Annotated in this window: 17 protein-coding genes; 7 read left to right on the top strand and 10 right to left on the bottom strand. The window is 72.3% G+C overall.

The genetic code is table 11. From position 1 onward, the window contains the following. Window positions 1-45: 45 nt before the first annotated feature. The 3 genes from AC4BDD_RS08490 to AC4BDD_RS08480 form a co-directional block, all read right to left on the bottom strand. Complete coding sequence (locus AC4BDD_RS08490; protein WP_490690365.1) at window positions 46-1,902, bottom strand: glycoside hydrolase family 18 chitinase; 1,857 nt, start codon at window positions 1,900-1,902, stop codon at window positions 46-48. A gap of 217 nt (window positions 1,903-2,119) precedes the next feature. Further along, window positions 2,120-2,785 carry a response regulator gene (locus AC4BDD_RS08485; RefSeq protein ID WP_490690364.1) on the bottom strand — a complete coding sequence of 222 codons (666 nt, stop codon included), beginning with the start codon at window positions 2,783-2,785 and terminating at the stop codon, window positions 2,120-2,122. A 91-nt stretch (window positions 2,786-2,876) separates the two neighbouring features. Further along, window positions 2,877-4,142 (bottom strand): sensor histidine kinase, encoded by a 1,266-nt coding sequence (locus AC4BDD_RS08480; protein WP_490690363.1) that lies wholly within the window; start codon window positions 4,140-4,142, stop codon window positions 2,877-2,879. Between the two features lie 228 nt (window positions 4,143-4,370). Between AC4BDD_RS08480 and AC4BDD_RS08475 the strand changes: the two genes are divergently transcribed. Continuing rightward, on the top strand, window positions 4,371-4,970 hold the full coding sequence (locus AC4BDD_RS08475; protein WP_490690362.1) for a hypothetical protein: 600 nt from the start codon (window positions 4,371-4,373) through the stop codon (window positions 4,968-4,970). 49 nt (window positions 4,971-5,019) lie between these two features. On the opposite strand, the gene AC4BDD_RS08470 is transcribed toward AC4BDD_RS08475, so the two are convergent. From AC4BDD_RS08470 to AC4BDD_RS08460, 3 genes are all read right to left on the bottom strand, one after another. Further along, window positions 5,020-5,592 carry a cob(I)yrinic acid a,c-diamide adenosyltransferase gene (locus AC4BDD_RS08470; protein WP_490690361.1) on the bottom strand — a complete coding sequence of 191 codons (573 nt, stop codon included), beginning with the start codon at window positions 5,590-5,592 and terminating at the stop codon, window positions 5,020-5,022. 41 nt (window positions 5,593-5,633) lie between these two features. Further along, window positions 5,634-6,389, bottom strand: a complete 756-nt coding sequence (locus tag AC4BDD_RS08465; RefSeq protein WP_490690360.1) for an ABC transporter permease — start codon at window positions 6,387-6,389, stop codon at window positions 5,634-5,636. A gap of 112 nt (window positions 6,390-6,501) precedes the next feature. Beyond that, window positions 6,502-7,350 (bottom strand): ABC transporter ATP-binding protein, encoded by an 849-nt coding sequence (locus tag AC4BDD_RS08460; protein ID WP_490690359.1) that lies wholly within the window; start codon window positions 7,348-7,350, stop codon window positions 6,502-6,504. 79 nt (window positions 7,351-7,429) lie between these two features. Here AC4BDD_RS08460 and AC4BDD_RS08455 point away from each other — a divergent pair, with 79 nt between their 5' ends. The 4 genes from AC4BDD_RS08455 to AC4BDD_RS08440 all read left to right on the top strand — a co-directional run bounded on the left by AC4BDD_RS08455 (window position 7,430) and on the right by AC4BDD_RS08440 (window position 12,348). Further along, the gene (locus AC4BDD_RS08455) at window positions 7,430-8,083 is read left to right on the top strand and encodes a TetR/AcrR family transcriptional regulator (protein ID WP_490690358.1); all 654 of its coding nucleotides are present in this window, start codon (window positions 7,430-7,432) and stop codon (window positions 8,081-8,083) included. 79 nt (window positions 8,084-8,162) lie between these two features. Next, window positions 8,163-9,011: a 3-hydroxyacyl-CoA dehydrogenase family protein gene (locus AC4BDD_RS08450; RefSeq protein WP_490690357.1), complete on the top strand. Its 849-nt coding sequence runs from the start codon at window positions 8,163-8,165 to the stop codon at window positions 9,009-9,011. 225 nt (window positions 9,012-9,236) lie between these two features. Then, window positions 9,237-9,560, top strand: a complete 324-nt coding sequence (locus AC4BDD_RS08445; RefSeq protein ID WP_490690356.1) for an STAS domain-containing protein — start codon at window positions 9,237-9,239, stop codon at window positions 9,558-9,560. Window positions 9,561-9,759: 199 nt separating this feature from the next. Then, a complete protein-coding gene (locus AC4BDD_RS08440; RefSeq protein WP_490690355.1) occupies window positions 9,760-12,348 on the top strand; it encodes an ATP-binding protein in 2,589 nt (862 codons plus the stop codon). A gap of 138 nt (window positions 12,349-12,486) precedes the next feature. Here the strand turns inward: AC4BDD_RS08440 and nucS are convergent, their stop codons facing one another. After that, on the bottom strand, window positions 12,487-13,149 hold the full coding sequence (gene nucS, locus AC4BDD_RS08435) for an endonuclease NucS (protein WP_490690354.1): 663 nt from the start codon (window positions 13,147-13,149) through the stop codon (window positions 12,487-12,489). A 191-nt stretch (window positions 13,150-13,340) separates the two neighbouring features. Between nucS and AC4BDD_RS08430 the strand changes: the two genes are divergently transcribed. Continuing rightward, complete coding sequence (locus AC4BDD_RS08430; protein ID WP_490690353.1) at window positions 13,341-13,733, top strand: SCO5389 family protein; 393 nt, start codon at window positions 13,341-13,343, stop codon at window positions 13,731-13,733. Between the two features lie 62 nt (window positions 13,734-13,795). Here the strand turns inward: AC4BDD_RS08430 and AC4BDD_RS08425 are convergent, their stop codons facing one another. Continuing rightward, window positions 13,796-14,860: an LLM class flavin-dependent oxidoreductase gene (locus tag AC4BDD_RS08425; RefSeq protein WP_490690352.1), complete on the bottom strand. Its 1,065-nt coding sequence runs from the start codon at window positions 14,858-14,860 to the stop codon at window positions 13,796-13,798. 229 nt (window positions 14,861-15,089) lie between these two features. Here AC4BDD_RS08425 and AC4BDD_RS08420 point away from each other — a divergent pair, with 229 nt between their 5' ends. Beyond that, window positions 15,090-15,413 carry an Rv1322 family protein gene (locus AC4BDD_RS08420; protein WP_490690351.1) on the top strand — a complete coding sequence of 108 codons (324 nt, stop codon included), beginning with the start codon at window positions 15,090-15,092 and terminating at the stop codon, window positions 15,411-15,413. A 31-nt stretch (window positions 15,414-15,444) separates the two neighbouring features. On the opposite strand, the gene AC4BDD_RS08415 is transcribed toward AC4BDD_RS08420, so the two are convergent. Together AC4BDD_RS08415 and AC4BDD_RS08410 are read right to left on the bottom strand one after the other, a co-directional pair. Beyond that, complete coding sequence (locus AC4BDD_RS08415; RefSeq protein WP_490690350.1) at window positions 15,445-16,452, bottom strand: ABC transporter permease; 1,008 nt, start codon at window positions 16,450-16,452, stop codon at window positions 15,445-15,447. Continuing rightward, window positions 16,449-17,786 carry an ABC transporter ATP-binding protein gene (locus tag AC4BDD_RS08410; RefSeq protein ID WP_490690349.1) on the bottom strand — a complete coding sequence of 446 codons (1,338 nt, stop codon included), beginning with the start codon at window positions 17,784-17,786 and terminating at the stop codon, window positions 16,449-16,451. Before AC4BDD_RS08410 ends, AC4BDD_RS08415 begins: the two co-directional genes overlap by 4 nt. Between the last annotated feature and the right edge of the window lie 51 nt (window positions 17,787-17,837).

Genomic DNA, 17,837 nt, shown 5'->3' with positions numbered 1-17,837 from the left:
GTAGGCGGGGGCGACACCGCTTACCCGGCCTTGCTTGTGGCCGGGCTACCGCAGCCCGCTGTCAATGGCGGACGCCAGTTCCCCATTTCCGGTGTCGCCGCTGAACTCCCAGAAGAACGCGCCGCCCAGGCCCTGGCTCTTCACGTAGCTCATCTTCGAGGCGACCGTGGCGGGCGTGTCATAGCTCCACCACTGGTTGCCGCAGTGCGCGTAGGCCGTGCCGGCGATCGTGCCGTTGGCCGGACAGCTGGTCTTGAGGATCTTGTAGTCCTCGATGCCCTGCTCGTACTTGCCTGCTGCCGGTCCCGTCGCCGTGCCGCCCGGCTCCTTCTGCGTCACCCCGGTCCAGCCGCGGCCGTAGAAGCCGATGCCCAGGTTGAGCTTGGCGGCGGGAACGCCCTTGGCCTTGAGCTTGCTGATGGCGGCGTCGGAGTTGAAGCCCTGCTGCGGGATGCCTGCGTAGGAGGTGAGCGGGGAGTGCGGGGCGGTGGGGCCCTTCGCCTCCCAGGCGCCGAAGAAGTCGTAGGTCATGACGTTGTAGAAATCGACGTACTGGGCCGCTCCGGCGTAGTCGGCGGCGTCGATCTTGCCGCCGGAGGAGGCGTCGGCGGTGATCGCGGCGGTCACCAGCTTGCCGCCGAACTTGGCCCGCATCGCCTGCGTCAGGTTCCGGAAGGCCGCCGCCCCGCTGGTGTCGCAGGTCAGCCCGCAGGCGTTGGGGTACTCCCAGTCCAGGTCGATCCCGTCGAAGAGACCGGCCCAGCGCGGGTCATTGACCAGGTCGTAGCAGGACTGGGCGAAGGCGGTCGGGTTCTGCGCCGCCTGCCCGAAGCCACCGGACCAGGTCCAGCCGCCGAAGGACCAGAGGATCTTGATGCCGGGGTACTTCGCCTTCAACTTCTTGAGCTGGTTGAAGTTGCCCCGCAGCGGCTGGTCCCAGTTGTCGGCCACCCCGTCGACGCTCTGGTCCGCGGTGTAGGCCTTGTCGTACGCCGCGTAGGAGTCGCCGATGGTGCACTTGCCGCCCTGCACGTTCCCGAACGCGTAGTTGATGTGCGTGATCTTGGCGGCGGTGCCGGAGGTGACCAGGTTCTTGACGTGGTAGTTCCGGTCGTAGACGCCCCACTCGGTGAAGTAGCCGAGCTTGACCTTCGCACCCGGGCCCGGGCCGGGGTCGGTGCCGCCGCCGGTGGTCCGCACCGCGCGGGCGCCGCTGGCCGGGCCGGTCTGGTCGGCGGTGTCGCGGGCCTTGACGGTGTAGGAGTAGTCGGTGCCGGCGGTCAGTCCGCTGTCGGTGTACGAGGTGCCGGTGACCGTGGCGACCTTGGCGCCGTCGCGGAGCACGTCGTAGTTCTTGACGCCCTTGTCATCGGTGGCCGCGCTCCAGCTGAGCTTGACCGAGGTGTCGGTGATGTCGGAGGCGGTCGGGGTGCCGGGCGCGGAGGGCGGGTTGTCGCCGGGCAGGGAACCGCCGTCGCAGCCGCCGCCGTTGAGCTTGCAGCCGGTGGGGCTGCCGCCGCCGGTGCCGTTGAAGCCGAAGCTGACGGAGGCGCCGGGGGCGAGCGTCCCGTTCCAGCTCTTGTTCTTGGCGGTCCAGTGGGTGCCGGAGCCGGTGACGTCGGCGTCCCAGGAGGAGGTGACGGAGGTGCCGGAGGGGAAGTCCCACTCCACGGTCCAGCTGCTGAGGGTGGTGGTGCCGGTGTTCTTCACCGTCCACTTGCCCTCGAAGCCGGTGCCCCAGTCGGAGGTCTTGGTGTAGGTCGCGGTCGCGGACTCGGCGGCGTGGGCGGTGTTCGCCGATGCCAGGCCGACGAGAGCGGCGAGCGGGAGGACCAGCGCGGTCAGAGCCGCGAAGGCTCTGTGTCGTGCCGGGGTGGTGCGTCTGGAGGTTCCTGATCTCACGGGTGCTCCTCGAACAGGGTCGGGAAGTACGGGGGGAGTACGGGATGGAACCTGCGCCGCCCGGTGAGCGCGTTGGTGTGGGGGCGCTCACCGCAGTGAGGGGAGCGTAGAAAGGTCCAGACCATTCGTCAAGAGGTCTGGACCATGGGAGGTGTTCATGCCCGCCGGGCCCGTCAGGTGCCCGGCTCCCGGCTCACCTCCCGACTCAACCCTTGGTTCAACTCTGGCCCAACTCCTGGCCCAACTCCTGTGCCAGCACCGCCGCTTGCACCCGGCTGCGCAGCCCCAGCTTGCCGAGCACCCGGCTGACGTGGGTCTTCACCGTCGCCTCCGCCATCGACAGCCGCTGCCCGATCTCCGCGTTGGACAGCCCCTGACCCACGCAGCCGAGCACCTCGCGCTCCCGGCGGGTCAGCGGGTCCAGTACCGCCGGATCGGGCGCGGTTGCGGAGCGCCCGGCCTGCGGACGCGCGAACTCCGCGATCAGCCTGCGGGTCACCGCGGGGGCGATCAGACCCTCGCCACGCGCCACCGTCCGCACCGCCGCCACCAGCTGCGCCGCGTCGCTGTCCTTGAGCAGAAAGCCCGCGGCCCCGGCGCGCAGCGCGCCGAAGACGTACTCGTCCAGGTCGAAGGTGGTCAGCACCAGGACATCCGCCAGCCCTTCCCCGACCACCTGACGGGTGGCGGCCACGCCGTCCAGCCGCGGCATCTGCACATCCATCAGGACGACGTCCGGGCGCAGCTCGCGGGCCAGCCGCACCGCCTCCTCACCGTCGGCGGCCTCGCCCACCACCTCGATGCCGTCCGCCGACCCCAGGATGAGCACCAGCCCGGTGCGGACCGCCTGCTGATCCTCGGCGACCAGTACCCGGATCGTCATGCGCTGCTCTCCCCTTCTCCCTGTCCTTGCCCCCGGCGCCGGCGCTGTCTCCGGCGCCGGCTCTGTCCCTGTCCTTCTCTTGGTCCTTCTCTCAGTCCTTCACAGCTTCGGCCTCCTCGACGGGCAGCACTGCCCGCACCTGCCAGGTGCTGCCGTCCGGCCCGTCCACCGGGCCGGAGGCGAACTCGCCGCCCAGCAGCGCTACCCGCTCCTCCATCCCGATCAGCCCGGCCCCCGAACCGGGCGCGCGCGGTCCGGTACGGCCGTCGTACGGGCTCACCACCCGCACCCGCAACGGGACGCCCCCGTCGCCACGCCCGCCGTCCGGGGCCCGGGCCAGCTCCACCAGCACCTCGCCGGGCGCGGCGTGCTTGAGCGCGTTGGTCAGCGACTCCTGGACGATGCGGTACGCGGCCAACTCCACCGGCGCGGGCAGCTGACCATCGCCCCGCGGCCGCTCGTCGCGCAGCCGGAACTCCAGCCCGCCCTCCCCGGAGACGCTGCGGGCGGCCGCCGCGGTGGTGCGGGCCTGGCGCAGCAGCGCGTCGAGGCCGTCCAGGGTGGGTGCGGCGGCCGGTTCGGTGGCGGCACCCGCGTCGCGCAGCAGTCCGATCAGCCGGCGCATCTCCGCCAGCCCCTGGACGCTGTTCTCCCGGATCACCCGGAGGGCCTGCTCGCCGGCGGCCGGGTCCTTGATGGACAGCGCGGCGGTGGAGTGGATGGCGATCGCGGAGAGGTGATTGGCGACCATGTCGTGCAGCTCGCGGGCCATCCGGGCGCGCTCGGCGGTCACCGCCTGGGCGCGGTCCATCTCGGCCAGCAGCGCCGTCTGTTCGGCGCGCAGCCGGGCGGTCTCGGCGGCGTCGCGGTGGTTGCGGATGATCGCGCCGGTCCAGGCGGGGCCGGCGGTGATCACCCCCGCGCCGACCCCGATGAGCAGCGCGTCGGGCTCGCGGATGAGCGCCAGCGGGATGATCATGGCGAGCACGGTGAGCAGCTCGCACAGCCGCGGGAGCAGGCGGGCCGCGGCCGCGGGACCGTACAGCACGGCGGCGTACACCAGATCGGTGAACATCACGACGTTCGCGATCAGGGTGCCGCTGAGCAGGTCGAGGAGGCCTGCCGCGGTCCCGATGGCGAGGGCCGTGAGCGGTGCGGTGCGGCGCAGCAGTTCGCAGCCGACGAACACGGCAAGGGCGACCAGCATCAGCCACTTCGGCTGTCCGAAGACGGTGGGGCCGCCGGCCAGCCCGAGGACCCACAGCAGCAGACCGCCGGCCAGCCCGGCGGCGGCGATCAGCACATCGTCACGGTGCGGGCGCGGCGGGAGCAGGGCGCGGACGGCGAGGGCGGGCATGGCTCCATCACAGCACGTCGCAGCCGGTGCGGGCGTCCTCTCAGGGCCGAGCGCGGGGCCGCGGCGGTACATCGAAGGATGCAGTCCGGATTCATCTGCGCAGACGACGAGATGGCACCGATCGCGCGGGACGGTGAGAGCGGGACGGACGAAGGGCCGTGTGGAGGGCCGTGCGAGGGGCCGCGCGACGAGCCCTGCGGGAACCGCGTGAAGGAGGAGGGCAGAGCCGTGATCGTCACGCTGATCGTCATCTGCGAGGTCGGCTTCTGGGTGCTGCTGGCCGGTGGGCTGGCGCTGCGGTATCTGGCGAAGATGCCCAGGACCAGCGGAGCCGTGCTGCTGTGCGAGCCGCTGCTGGAGTTGGTGCTGCTGGTGGTGACCGCCGTCGACCTGAAGAACGGCGCCGAGCCCGACTGGAAGCACGGGCTCGCCGCGGTCTACATCGGCTTCACGGTGGCGATGGGCCACCGCACGATCAGCTGGTTCGACGCGCGTGTGGCGCACCGTTTCGCCGGTGGCCCGCCGCCGGTGAAGAAGCCGAAGTACGGCGTGGCACGCACGGTGCACGAGTGGAAGGAAGCGGGCCGGTGGATCCTGGCGGCGGCCATCGCCATGGGACTGCTGCAGGCGGCGATCTGGTACGTGGGCGACGACGGGGACATCGGGTCGCTGCGGGCGTGGCAGACGAAGATGGTGTGGGTCATCGGCGTCAACCTGGTCATCGCGCTGAGCTACACGCTCTGGCCGAAGAAGGGGCCCGGGGGCGTGGCGGAGACGGGTTCCGGGACCGACCCGGGGGAGCGGTCCCGGAACCTGGCCAAGCGCTGAGCCAGGCACTCAGGCAAGCGCTGAGGGAAGCGCCGAGGCAAGCGCCGAGTCAGCGGTTCTCGCCGGGGACCCAGAGGATGTCGCCCAGTTCCTTGTTGGCCGTCCTCGCCAGGATGAACAACAGGTCCGAGAGCCGGTTGAGGTAGGTCGCGGTCAGCGCGTTCATGGTCTCGCCGTGCTGCTCCATCGCGGCCCACGTCGAGCGCTCGGCGCGGCGGACGATGGTGCATGCCTGGTGCAGCAGCGCGGCGCCGGGGGTGCCACCCGGAAGGATGAAGCTGCGGAGCTTGTCGAGATCCGCCAGGAAGCGGTCGCAGTCCGCCTCCAGCTTGTCGATATAGCTCTGCTCGACGCGCAGCGGCGGGTACTTGGGGTCCTCCACCACCGGAGTGGACAGGTCCGCACCGACGTCGAACAAGTCGTTCTGCACACGGACCAGGACCTTGACGACCTCCGCGGGCAGCTGCCCCAGCGCGATGGCCACCCCGATCGCGGCGTTCGCCTCGTTCGCGTCGGCGTACGCGGAGATCCGCAGGTCGGTCTTGGCGGTGCGGCTCATGTCACCGAGGGCGGTGGTGCCCTTGTCCCCGGTACGCGTATAGATACGGGTGAGATTGACCATGAGGCCGAGCGTACGCGGCCCCTGGTCGTCCACCCGCTCTTCTAGGCCCCGGTCTTCCGGAAGAGCCGTGTGCCGATCGTCACGGACGCCAGGGCCAAGCTGACCGCGACCAGGGCGCCCACCCCGACGTCGGAGTCGGCGTAGTCGCCGACGAAGGCGGCCCGTACCCCGTCCACCAGATACCGGAACGGCACCAGGCGCGAGATGGTGTCCAGCCAGTCCGGGGCGAGGGCCATCGGCAGCAGCAGCCCGGAGAGCAGCATCGCGGGCAGGTTGACGGCGTTGACGACGGGCGCGAATCCCTGCGGCGAGGCGACCACCATGGCCAGCGCGTACGACAGGGAGGCCAGCGCGATGGTCAGCGCGCCCACGAAACCGAAGCCGAGCAGCACCCCCGGCAGCGGGGCCCGCAGCCCCATCGCGACGGCGACCAGCACCAGCAGCAGGGACTGGGTGAAGAGCACGACGACGTCCCTGAGGACCCGGCCCAGCAGCAGGGCGAGCCGGCTGACCGGAGTCACCCGCATCCGTTCGATGATGCCGTGCTGCTTCTCGATGAGGATGCCGAACCCGGCGAAGGCCGCCGAGAACAAGCCGAGTTGGATCATCAGCCCGGGTACCAGCGTCTGCCAGGAATTGCCGCTTTCGCCCAGCGGCAGGTCGCGCAGCAGCGGCCCGAAGAAGACCAGGAAGAGCAGCGGCTGGAGCAGTCCGAACACCAGGCCGAGCTTGGAGTTGACGGTCTGGCGGAGATAGCGGCCGAAGATCAGACCGGTGTCGGAGATGACGTGCGGCATGGGTTTCTCTCTGCTCATGGGGCGTGTGGGGTGCATGGGACCCGGGAGGTCCGGGGCTTACGGGGCGCGGGGCTTGCGGGGCTGGGGGTTCGCGGGGCTTGGGGACTCGCGGTCAGACCGCGACGGGTACGGCGTCCCGGGACGCGGCGCCACGCCCGGTGATCGCGATGAACGTGTCCTGGAGGCCGGCCTCGGGTGAGCCGCCGAAGCGCGTCTTGAGCTGCCGCGAGGTGCCCTCGGCGACGACCCGCCCGCCGTCGACGATGACCAGCCGGTCGGCCAGCGCGTCGGCCTCGTCGAGGTAGTGGGTGGTCAGGAAGACGGTCATCCGCTGCTCGGTGCGGAGCCGGCGGATCAGCTGCCACAACTCGGCGCGGCTGCCGGGGTCCAGGCCGGTCGTCGGCTCGTCCAGGAACAGCACCTCGGGCCGGTGGGTGAGGCCCATGGCGATGTCCAGACGGCGGCGCTGACCGCCGGAGAGGGCACCGCACTTGCGGTCCAGCAGCTCGGTCAGGCCGAGGTCGGCGGCGAGTTCCTCGGCGCGGGCGGCGGCCTGGGCGCGCGGCAGCCGGTACATCCGCGCCTGGGTGATCAGCTCCTCGCGGACCGGAACGGCCGGATCGACCCCGCCGGACTGGGCCACGTAACCGATCTTCATCCGGACCCCGGACGGGTCCTGGACGAGGTCGTGGCCGGCGACGGTCGCGGTGCCGCCGGTCGGGGTGAGCAGGGTGGTGAGCATCCGCAGGGTGGTCGTCTTGCCGGCTCCGTTGGGGCCGAGGAAGCCGAGGATCTCGCCGCGCCGGACAGTCAGATCGATGCCCCGGACGGCGTCGACCGGGCCGCGCTTGGTGGTGAAGGTGCGGGTGAGTCCGGTGGCGGTCAGGACGGGGTCGGCGATGGGCGGTTCGGGGGCGGTGGCGGGCTCGGGCGCGGCAGCGGTGCTGGAGGGGTTCGGCATGGAGCCAGAAAAGCACAGCCACTGAAAGTTTGCAATGACCCCAAGTTTTCAGTGGATGCAGCGAAGCTAGGATGGGGGAATGGACGGGACAGCGCGGGCAGAGGGACTGCGAGAGCGGAAGAAGCGGCAGACCAGGCAGCTCATCTCGGACGTGGCCACCGGCCTCTTCCTGGAGCGGGGCTTCGACGCGGTGACGATCGCCGAGATCGCCGAGGCGGCGCAGGTGTCCGCCAACACCGTCTACAACTACTTCCCGGCGAAGGAGGACCTCTTCTTCGACCGCCAGGCGGAGATGGTGGGCCGGCTCTCCCGCAGCATCGAGGGGCGCGCGCCCGGCGAGTCCGCCGCCCACGCCGTGCTGCGCGACCTGCGTGCCGGGCTGGCCACCGGGTCCGCCGAGGCGCTCGACCCGGACTTCGCGCGCTTCACCAAGGTCATCAACGAGTCGGCCGCGCTGACCGCCCGCCTGATGGCGATGCACGAGGAGATCTGCCACTCGGTCTGCCGCACCCTGCGCGAGGAGACCGGCGCCGACCCGGACGACCCGCTGCCCATCCTCGTCGCCAGCCAGCTCTCCTGGGTCGCCAGCGTCACCCTCAACGGCATGCTGCGGCTGATGGGCGAGGGGCACGCCCCGGACGAGGTGGCGCGCGCGGTCCTGGCCAGGCTGGACATCGTCGAGTCGATGCTCGGTGAGCGCACCCTCAACTATGCGGTGAAGAACACACCGTGACGCGCCTTACTTACTGGTGCACCAAGGGGTGAACGGACGTTAGTGTCCGGCCAAAAGCGTCGATGGAGAGGTGTGTGTCGTGGCGAAGAAGCTCGCCGTCATCGGAGCCGGACTCATGGGGTCCGGCATCGCGCAGGTATCGGCCCAGGCAGGGTACGACGTGGTGCTGCGCGACGTCACGGACGAGGCTCTCGCCCGCGGGAAGAGCGGCATCCAGGCGTCCTACGAGAAGTTCGTCTCCAAGGGCAAGCTGACGGCCGACGCCGCCGAGCAGGCGCTGGCCCGGATCACCACCACCACCGACCTCGACGCCGCGGCCGACGCGGACATCGTGGTCGAGGCCGTCTTCGAGAAGATCGAGGTCAAGCAGGAGATCTTCCGCACCCTCGACGACCTGGTCAAGGACGACACCATCCTGGCGTCCAACACCTCCGCCATCCCGATCACCAAGATCGCGGCGGCCACCCAGCGCCCGGAGCGGGTCGTCGGCACCCACTTCTTCTCGCCGGTGCCGATGATGCAGCTGTGTGAGCTGGTGCGCGGCTACAAGACCAGCGACGAAACCCTCGCCGCTGCCCGCACCTTCGCCGAGGAGATCGGCAAGACCTGCATCGTCGTCAACCGCGACGTGGCGGGCTTCGTCACCACCCGGCTGATCACCGCGCTCGTCGTCGAGGCCGCCAAGCTCTACGAGTCCGGCGTCGCCTCGGCCGAGGACATCGACATCGCCTGCAAGCTGGGCTTCGGCCACGCCATGGGCCCGCTGGCCACCACCGACCTGACCGGCGTGGACATCCTGCTGCACGCCACCAACAACATCTACACCGAGACCCAGGACGAGAAGTTCGCCCCGCCGGAGGTCATGCGCCGCATGGTCGACGCCGGCGACATCGGCCGCAAGAGCGGCCAGGGTTTCTACCGTTACTGACCGGGTAGGCACTCCAGCCCGTCCGGCCTGACCCGACATCAGGCCCGGACGGGCTCACCCTCGCGGGTGATTTCGGTATCGGTTCGCTTACAGGCGGCAACTTTGCCGTGTGAAAGACAGTCAGTTCTGTAGACATAGGCGCATAGGCGTACAGACACCGCACGGACATAGGCGCACCACGACAGCGTCGCAGCACATCCGCCGCAGCACACCAGGGGAGCGCATATGCACATCAGGGGCGACCACGCCGAGCTGGTCGTCGGGGGCCGCCTCGACGTCCGCAGCGCGGCGGACGCCCGCACGGTCCTGCACACCGCCGTCGACTCCGGCCGCGGCGACCTGGTGCTCGACCTGACCGATCTCGCCTCCTGGGACGCCACCGGGCTCGGCGTCATCATGGAAGCGCACCGCCGGGCCGGCCGCGTCGGCCGCAGGCTCGTGCTGCGCGGGGTGCCGCCCCAGATGCAGCGCCTGCTGGTGGCCACCAGGCTGCACCGCATCCTCGCGATCGAGGGCGGACTGGAAGCGGAATCCCTGCCCCGGGTCTGAACGTGCCCGGCGCGGCGCGACCCCCCGGAGTCGCTGGACGGTGCCGGAACGTCTAGGGTTCGGCTCTGCGCCTCATACTCCACGGCCCTCGGTGGGCACCGGGCCGGACGCGACGGCAGGGTGGTCACCCTCCGCGACCGGCGGGTGCCGAAGGGCCGAAAGAGGCGGACAGCACGCCACGCCACTGGGGGCTTTCAGCATGGACCCGACAAACATGGGACCGGACGAGCACGGGCTCTGGGGGTCCCCCCGACCGGAGCCCGGAGAAGACTCCGGGGCAGATCCGTCGCGCCCGGCGGGCGACGACGGCACCGCGCCGCCGTCGCTCGGCGACCCGTCCACGCCCGCCCCGGCGCGCGCCGTGCGGGTCCACGCCGGCGGCGACCTGCTGACCATCAACCCCATCGACGGCAGCGAAATAGAGCCTTGTCCGCCCGGCGAGCAGCTGCCCAGACCGACCCGACGCGGCCCGCAGGAGCGCGCCGAGCTGAACCGGGCGATGGCCGTCACGCCGCCCGCCGGGGCCGCCGGCGCCCTGGACGAGCCGCCGATGCTGGAGCGGGCCGAGGAGCGCGAGCGACTGACCCGGCTGCTGTCCCGGGGCCGCTCGGTGCGGCTCACCGGGCCGTCCGGCGCGGGCCGCAGCACGCTGCTGGCCGCCGTCGCGGACGCCTGCGAAGACCTGGCACCGGACGGCGTGGTCCGCCTCAACGGCCGCCACCGCACCCCCACCGACCTGCTGTACGAGCTGTACGCGGTGGTGTTCGGCTCGGGTGACGCGCGCTACCGCCCGGACCGGACGGAGCTGCTGGCAGCGGTCCACGACATCGGCGCCGTGGTGGTGCTGGACGACGCAGAGTTCGGCGGCACGGCACTCGACGAGTTCCTCGACGCCACCCCCGAGTGCGCGTTCCTGATCTCCGCCACCCCCGACGTCGCCGCGCCCTCGGCCGGCTCCCACCTGGAAGAGGTCTTCCTCGGCGGACTGGGCCGCACCGGATCCCTGGAGCTGCTGGAGCGCGCCGTGCAGCGGCCGCTGACCGAGGCCGAGGCGGACTGGGCGGCCGACCTGTGGTTCGCCTCCGAGGGGCTGCCGCTGCGGTTCGTCCAGGCCGGCGCGCTGCTGCGGCAGTCCGGCCGGGCGCTGCCCACGCTCGCCGAGGGCGCCGCCCCGGCCGCGCTGATCGCCGGCGGTCTCAGCGAGGCGGCGAAGAAGACCCTGCGCTTCGCCGTCGCCCTCGGCGGCGAGTGCCCGCACGCCTCCCAGCTGGCGGCGCTGACCGGCGACACGCACGGCGAGGCGGCCCTCGGCGAGCTGCACGCGGCCGGCCTGGTCACCCAGGCCGGATCACACCACCGGCTGGCGGCCGGGGTGGCCGCCCAGCTCGCCGCCGCCGGATACGCCGACGACGCCACCGGGCACGCCCACACCGCCGCCCGGCACTACGCCTGGTGGACCGGGCACCCCTCCGTCGCCCCCGAGCGCGTCGCCCAGGAGTCGGACGCGATCCTCGCCGCCCTGGCCGCCCTGGTCTCCGGCCGCCGGCCCGCGCACTCCAGCGCCGCGGTGCTGCTGGCCCGCACCGCCGCGCCGGCGTTCGCCGCCGCGCTCGCCTGGAACGCCTGGGAGCGCACCCTGCGGCACGGCCAGGAGGCCGCCCGGCTCGCCGGGGAGGTCGCCGAGGACGCGTACTTCCACCACGAGCTCGGTGTGCTGGCGCTGTGCACCGGCAGCCTCGACCGGGCCCGCGCGGCGCTGGAGGCGTCGATCGGGCTGCGTGGCGTCCTCGCCGACCGGCACGGCGCGGTCGCCGGCCGCCGGGCGCTGGCCCTGGTCACCGACCGCGCCAGGGCCGCGGCGTCGGCCCCGGCCGGCGGCCCGGCGATGGGCAAGGAGGCTGTCCCCGGGGCGGCTGCGCGGGCCGACCGGCCCGCCTCCGGGCCCGGCACGCCGACGGCCCCGCTACCCCCCGTACCGTCGGTCCCTGGCGTCCCGGGCGACACCGCCGTCACCGAGCGGATCGGCGTGATCGGCGGTGGCACGGGCGCGGCGAGCACACCGGTGGCCACCGACGCGACCACCGCCCTGCCCGCCGGTGCCGAACTCTTCCCCACCACGCCTCCCGCCCCGCCCGCGGCGCCTCCGGCGGCCGGTACGGCAGGAGCGGCCGGTGCGGCCGCCGGCGGACGCCGCCGCGTGCTGCCCCGGCTCGCGCTCACCGGCACCCGCCGCAACGTCGCCGCGGCCGGTGCGGGCGCCCTGCTGCTCGCCGTCCTGGGCACCGTCGTCACCCTCGGCCTGACCTCCGGGGAGGACGAGGAGCCCGCGACCACGGTGCGGCCCGGCGAGTCGAACTCGCAGTCGGACAACCCCTACGCCGGGGACGACAACACCACGACCGACGAGCCGACCCCCGGCCACACCGGCAACCCGCGGCGGGGCGAGACCGGCTCCCCGGTGTCCCCCCTTCCGGAGGAGACCGGCCGCGAACCCAGCACCCCGGGGGACACCGGTTCCCCGTCCACCGGAGACGATCCCTCGTCGCCGGGCGGGAGCGAGTCGCCGTCCACCACCTCCCGGCCGTCGTCCCCGACGAGCAGGCCGCCGACGACCACCAAGCCGCCGACGACGAAGCCGCCGACCACCAAGCCGCCGACGACGCCGCCGACCACCGAGCCGACGCCGACGCCGACGACGCCGACCCCCACCGACGACAGTTCGAACACCGCCAGCGGCCCGGCCACCACGTCGGTCGCTCCCATCGAGCCCAGCGGCACCCCTGCCTGACCCGGCCTGTCCCGGGCCCGGAACGCCCGTCGCCCCCGCTCCGGCATCAGCCGGAACGGGGGCGACGGGCGTCTTCGCGCGAGCCGACGAAAGTCCGGCGGCCCGGGCGCGGCCAGGGGGTGTCCGACACCCCCTGGGTCAGAACAGTCGCAGCTTGTCGTCCTCGATGCCGCGCAGCGCGTCGTAGTCCAGCACCACGCAGCCGATTCCCCGGTCGGTGGCCAGCACCCGCGCCTGCGGCTTGATCTCCTGCGCGGCGAAGATCCCCTTCACCGGGGCGAGGTGCGGGTCGCGGTTGAGCAGCTCCAGATACCGGGTGAGCTGCTCGACGCCGTCGATCTCACCGCGCCGCTTGATCTCGACGGCCACCGTCGTCCCGTCGGCATCCCGGCAGAGGATGTCCACCGGCCCGATGGCGGTGGGGTATTCGCGTCGAATGAGGGTCCAGCCCTCGCCCAGCGTCTCGATGCGGTCCGCCAGCAGTTCCTGAAGGTGCGCTTCCACGCCGTCCTTGATCAGGCCCGGGTCGACGCCCAGCTCGTGCGAGGAGTCATGGAGGACTTCCTCCATGGTGATGATGAGCTTCTCGCCTGCCTTGTTCACTACCGTCCACACATCGCCCTCGCCCTCCTTGAGGGTGCACGGCGGGGACATCCAGTTGAGGGGTTTGTAGGCCCGGTCGTCGGCGTGGATCGACACACTGCCGTCGGCCTTGACAAGGATCAGGCGGGGAGCCGACGGCAGGTGGGCGGTGAGCCGGCCCGCGTAGTCCACGGAGCATCGGGCGATGACGAGACGCATGGTCGGCAACGCTACTCGACCGGGGCCGCTCCACCGAATCGGGCGGTGGCTGGTTGTGTGTGCGTTCTCCTGGTGTCGGCGCAGTGACCGAATTACCGTTGAAGCGGGCGGTCGTCGTACATGCACGCTGCGTCGTCGAGCGTCCTTCCATCCCTGAGACCCCTGTCCCTGGGGTCGCGAGAGGAGAACCCATGTCGCTGGACGTCTCACCGGCCCTCCTAGAACAGGCCGAGCGAGGCGAGGTCGACGAAGCCGCCTTCGTCGACTGCGTCCGGACCTCCCTGCCCTATGCGTGGGAGATGATCAGCTCGCTGGTGGCGCAGCTCAAGGTTGAGGGTGGCGAGTTCGCCGACAACCAGACGCCGCCGCCGGACGAGCAGGCGCGTGGTCAGCTGCTGCGGGCGCTGGCGAGTGACGCGATTCGCGGCGCATTGCAGCGGCACTTCGGGGTGCGGCTGGCGTTCCAGAACTGCCACCGGGTGGCGGTGTTCCCCCTGGACGCCTCGGTCGACGAGCGCCTGGCCCGGTTCACGTCCATCCGCGGCCAGCTGCTCAACCAGTCTCCCGAACTGCGCGACTGCTGAACCGTTTTGGCTGCCGCTCCACGGGGGGAGGTGCATCGCAACCGGAGCGGCAGCACGCGAGTTCAGCGAAGCAGCGGCAGAACCTCTTCACCGAGCCGCCGGACGTTCTCCTCCGTCGCGGCCAGCTCACCAGACCCCTCCGTCAGCAGCGCGAAGCGCCGGATGCCGGTGCGCTCGGCGGTGGCCGCGAGCCGGTCCGCGCACAGCCGGGGCGGGCCCACCGGGTGGATCCCGCACAGCATCTCGGTGTACGCCTCGGGATCCCGCATCCGCCGGTGCCTGCCGTCGACCGTGACATGCGCCGCGAGACCCTCGCGCAGCCAGCCGGGCATGGCCTTGATCAAGGTCTCGGCGGCATCGGGCAGGCTGTCGGCGATCTGCGCGACCCCGGCGGAGACATGCTCCGCCGCGTCGACCACCTCGGGCGGATGCCCCGCCTCCCGCGCGCAGCTGCGCCACAGAGCCACCATCTCGGCTTTCTCCGCGTCCTCGCTGTGCATCCCGAGCAGCATCGGCAGACCGCGCTCGGCGGCCAGCCGCACACTCCCCGGCGAGGTGCAGGCCACGATCACCGGCGGCCCCTCCGCCTCCGGACCGCCCGATTCCATGCTGCCCGTGGCGGAGCCGGTGAGCAGCTCGTCCGCGCGGGGCACCACCGGGACCTCCCGGAAGGAGAACCGCTCGCCGTCCGCGCCCACGCGCGGCTCACGCAGCCAGCGCAGCAGCAGATCCAGCGACTCGGGGAAGCCGTGCTCGTAGGCGGCGAGGCCGCTGCCGAAGACCTCCAGGTCGACCCAGGGCCCGCCGCGCCCCACACCCAGGATGAAGCGGCCGCCGGAGGTCAGGTGCAGCAGCGCCGTCTGCTCACCCAGCGCGACCGGGTGGGCGCTCGGCAGCACGCTCACCGCCGTCCCCACTCCAATGCGCCGGGTGCGCCCCAGCAACAGCCCGGCGAGCGTGATCGCCGACGGGCAGACTCCGTAGGGGACGAAGTGGTGCTCGGCGAGCCAGACCGCATCCAGCCCTGACTCCTCGGCCACCTCGGCCGTCCGCACCGCCCGGTGCAGCGCCTCTCCATGCCCCTGGCCTGGGAATTGGGCGGCCAGCACAAAAGCCCCAACGCGCATGTCGCTTACTGCCTTCCTCTGTCGGCTCGGCGCCCCCCAAGCGCTCCCCCTCGAAGGCAACAACGCCTGACACGTGCCAAAGGCACGGCCTGGCATGAAGTTTTCATGATGATCACAGAGTGGGGGTTTCCGCGCGGCTGCCGGAGCCCGGACGTCGCCGCGTACGCTGGTGGCATCCCCCAGACCACGTCCGGGGGTGACCCCTGCTCCGCAGCTCTTCGAGGTGCCCATGTCCCCACGCCGAAACCGCCCGCGCGGCGGTGGCACGCCCGCCGGCCGCGACACCGGCCCCGAGGACCGCTACGGCCTGGAGCGCACGGAGAGTTGGCAGGGCGAGGAGTGGGTGGTGCGGCAGATCGGCGGCGGTGCGGCGGCCAAGCACTACCGCTGCCCGGGGTGCGATCAGGAGATCCCGCCGGGCGTGCCGCACATCGTCGCCTGGCAGCAGCACGGCGGGGCGGACGACCGGCGGCACTGGCACCGGGCCTGCTGGAACGCGAGAGACCGCCGGAGCGCGCGGCTCCAGCGGTCTCGTAACGCACCGAGGTACTGACCCGGGGCAGCGCCCTTGGGCGCCGCGGACTTCAGACGTCGCGCTGGTCCAGCGCCCAGTAGGCGCCGAGCATCGCCACCGCGTCGACCCCGGCGAGGATGCCCAGCGGCTCCCAGCCCGAAGGCCCGGAGTCGGCGACGGTGTTGCTGTACATCACCCCGAGCTGGTTGGGGATGGAGTACTCCAGCAGCGCCGTCCGGAGGTCCTCCAGGGCCGAGCCCTGCATGAAGATCGCCATCACCAGCGGCAGCAGCACCACGCCGACCATGATGGTGATGGCGCCCGCGGAGTGGCGGATCAGCGAGCCGACGGCGAGCGAGAGCAGCCCGAGCAGCGCGACATAGGAGCTGACGCCGACGGTGACCTTGAACCAGTCGTCACCGCCCACCTCCCCGGCGCCCGGGTTGCCGCTGAGCATGCTGTCGTCCATCAGCGCGACCAGCGTGGTGGTGGCCAGCAGGACGCCGAACGCCACCAGGAAGAAGACCAGCGCCTTGGCGGTGAGCACCCGGCCACGGCTGGGGCAGGCGGTCAGCGTGGTGCGGATCATGCCGGTGCCGTACTCCGAGGAGACGACCAGCACGCCGAGGGTGATGACGCACAGGATGCCCAGCAGGACGCCGAAGAAGCCGAAGGTCAGCGGCGGTTCGCCTTCCAGGTCGGTGTTGCTCCCGGAGAGCCCGGCGGCGGTGGCGAATCCGATGCCGACCACCAGCAGGATCAGCACGCCGAGCGTCCACATCGTCGAGCGGACCGACTTGATCTTGGTCCACTCGGAGGCGAGGGCGTGCCCGAGGTGGGTCGGGCGGATCGGAATCGGCGAGGAGTACGGGGCGACGCCGGACACCGGGGCGGGCGCCCCGACCGGGCCGGGCATGGGCGCCCCGACCGGGCCGGGCATGGGCGCCCCGACCGGCGCCGGGGCGGGACCGCCCACCGGTCCGGCGCCGGGCGCGCCGAGGGGGGCGGGGGCCGGCTGTCCCGGCGGGGGCGTCTGCGGTGCCGCGGGGGCCTGCTGCTTGTCGAACGGGGAGGTCATCGGGCGTCCTCGCTGGCGTGCTGGTTCAGATCGGCGGGGGCGGCGGCGGGCGGGGCCGGGGGCGCGGGCGGCTGCGCCACCGGGGGCGCGGGCTGCGGCGCGGCGGCCGGCGGCTGCGGGGCCTGGGCCGGCGCCGCGTACGGGTTGGCCGCCTGCCCCGGTGCCCCCGGCACCGGACCGGCCGGCGCCCCCGGCACGGGACCGGTCGGCGCACCCGGCATGGGCATCCCCGGAGCACCCGGCACCGGCGGGTAGCTGCCGGCCTGCGGCGGGGGCGGCGGGGTGAAGCCCGGCAGGGCGCCCGGCGGCAGCATCCCGGGCTGCCCCGGCATCCCGCCCGGCGCGCCCGGACCGCCCGGCAGCACGCCCTGCGCACCGTAGGGAGCCGCCATCTGCTGGAGACCGGCCCGCTGGTCGGCCGTGGAGCGGTAGTCCACCGCGCCCGAGGTCATCCGCATGTACGCCTCTTCCAGCGAAGCCTGGTGCGGCGAGAGCTCCCACAGCCGGACCGACGCCTCGTGCGCGAGGTCGCTGATGCGCGGCAGCGCCAGGCCGGTGACGCGCAGCGCGCCGTCCGACTCCGGCAGCACCTGGCCGCCCGCCGCGCTCAGCGCGGTGGTCAGCTTCTCCCGCTGCTCCGGCTCGCTGTCCGGCACCCGGACCCGCGCGAAGTCGGCGGAGTTGTAGGAGATGAAGTCCCGCACGCTCATGTCGGCGAGCAGCTGGCCGCGGCCGATCACGATCAGATGGTCGGCGGTGAGGGCCATCTCGCTCATCAGGTGGCTGGAGACGAAGACCGTGCGGCCCTCGGACGCCAGCTGCTTCATGAGGTTGCGGACCCACAGGATGCCCTCCGGGTCCAGGCCGTTGACCGGCTCGTCGAAGAGCAGCACCTGCGGGTCGCCCAGGAGCGCGGCGGCGATGCCGAGCCGCTGCCCCATACCGAGCGAGAAGCCCTTGGACCGCTTCTTGGCCACGTTCTGCAGGCCGACGACGCCCAGCACCTCGTCGACGCGGCGGGCCGGGATGCCGGACAGCTGCGCCAGGCACAGCAGGTGCTGGCGCGCGCTGCGGCCGCCGTGCACCGCCTTCGCGTCGAGCAGCGCACCGACCTGCCGAGGGGCGTTGGGCAGCTTCCGGTACGGATAGCCACCCACCGTGACCTGGCCGGAAGTCGGTTGGTCGAGGCCGAGGATCATGCGCATGGTCGTCGACTTGCCGGAGCCGTTGGGGCCCAGGAAGCCGGTGACCGCGCCGGGTCGCACCTGGAACGACAGGTTGTACACGGCCGTCTTGGCGCCGTAGCGCTTCGTCAGGCCGACTGCCTCGATCATTCTCCGCCCTTCACGTGGTGGCCAGGGCGCGTGCCCCTGTGAGGGTAAGGA

The sequence above is a fragment of the Streptomyces sp. JLBT605 genome, from assembly GCF_058215555.1.
This window is presented reverse-complemented; position numbering and strand designations above follow the sequence as displayed.